The following is a 1,299-nucleotide window of genomic DNA, read 5'->3' as shown; positions in this document are numbered from 1 at the left end:
AAAAATAAGGCGTTGCAAGAAAGCGGAGCGACGGTTGAAGAAGTAGACCTGAACAGCGTGGATGCTCTGGCGGAGGCCAGTACGGGAGCCGATTGTGTCATATCGGCTCTGGCCGGGTTACGCGAGGTAATCGTTGATTTACAGACCCGAATTCTGGATGGGGCGATTCAGGCCGGTGTGCCCCGCTTTATTCCTTCTGATTTTTGTACCGATTACACAAAGCTGGTGCCGGGGGAAAATAGAAACTTTGATTTACGGCGAGAATTCAGAACGTATCTGGACCGCACGTCCATACAGGCTTCTTCTGTTTTCAACGGTGCTTTCGCGGATATTCTCCAATACAATACCCCGATTTTAAACCTGAAAGAAAAAAGTATTGGGTACTGGGGTGATAAGGCAGACTGGAAACTGGATTTCACGACGATGGATGATACCGCCGCTTTCACGGCCGAGGTAGCTCTGGATGAAAAAGCCCCCCGTAACCTACAGATTGCCAGTTTTCAGGTGAGCCCTTCCTTATTGCAGGAGGAGGTCAAACAGCTTACGGGCCAGGAATTCAGAATGCAGCAGCTAGGCAGTCTTGAAGATTTTGCCGCCTTTATCAAAAAGCAACGAGCCGATTATCCGGCCGGCGAACAGGAATTATACGCCAAATGGCAACAGGGGCAGTACATGTATTCGATGTTCACGACCCAGCATACGCAACTAGCGAACGAACGGTACCCCAATCTCACCTGGAGGACGAGTCTGGATTTCTCAAATCATTTGTCCGATAAACGTAAGCACAGGGGCCTTTTCTTGCTGAGTTATCGGGTAGAATGATACTTCAATCGGTCCAGCTCATGCCGTCCCATGTACCGGTGGCTTGAGCTGGACCGATGTTTCTGCTCCAATATATTATAAGTGATCCAGCAGTTTAACGACTCGCTGTACCTGGACAATCTGAAAGTTTCCGCCGTTTCGTGTCGTAAAGCCGTTGGCGTTGAGCTGGCGGGCAATTTCGGCCCAGCTGTAGCCGGAATTACGAAGATTTCTGGCAAAAGCCCCCGCCCTCCGATTATTCTGATCAGCTCTGGCGTTGACCTGGCTAGCCTGCGTCCCTTTTCGTCTGGCCTGCTCGGTCAGATTGGCGGGATTACCTAACGTGGCCCCTCTTTTCTTCAACTGAGCCATGGCACGTTTAGTCCTTTCAGAAATCAGCTCCCGTTCGTGCTGGGCCATGGTAGCCATCACGCCAATGGTGAGGGTATTGGCTTCGGGCATGTCACAGCAAATGAAGTTTACCCCCGAGTCCCGAAG

The 1,299-nt window shown here is 51.0% G+C and carries 2 protein-coding genes; one reads left to right on the top strand and one right to left on the bottom strand.

The genetic code is table 11. From position 1 onward, the window contains the following. The coding region (locus BWI97_RS27030) for an NmrA family NAD(P)-binding protein (protein WP_102203489.1) at positions 1–822 on the top strand (822 nt) is incomplete at its 5' end. Between the two features lie 75 nt (positions 823–897). On the opposite strand, the gene BWI97_RS27025 is transcribed toward BWI97_RS27030, so the two are convergent. Then, on the bottom strand, positions 898–1,299 hold a 402-nt coding region (locus BWI97_RS27025), incomplete at its 5' end, for a recombinase family protein (RefSeq protein WP_158242900.1).

It is taken from the genome of Siphonobacter sp. BAB-5405 (genome assembly GCF_002872335.1).
In the GTDB taxonomy this organism is placed as follows: Bacteria; Bacteroidota; Bacteroidia; order Cytophagales; family Spirosomataceae; genus Siphonobacter.
The sequence above is the reverse complement of the archived record's forward strand: the minus strand, read 5'-3'. Positions and strand labels throughout refer to the sequence as shown.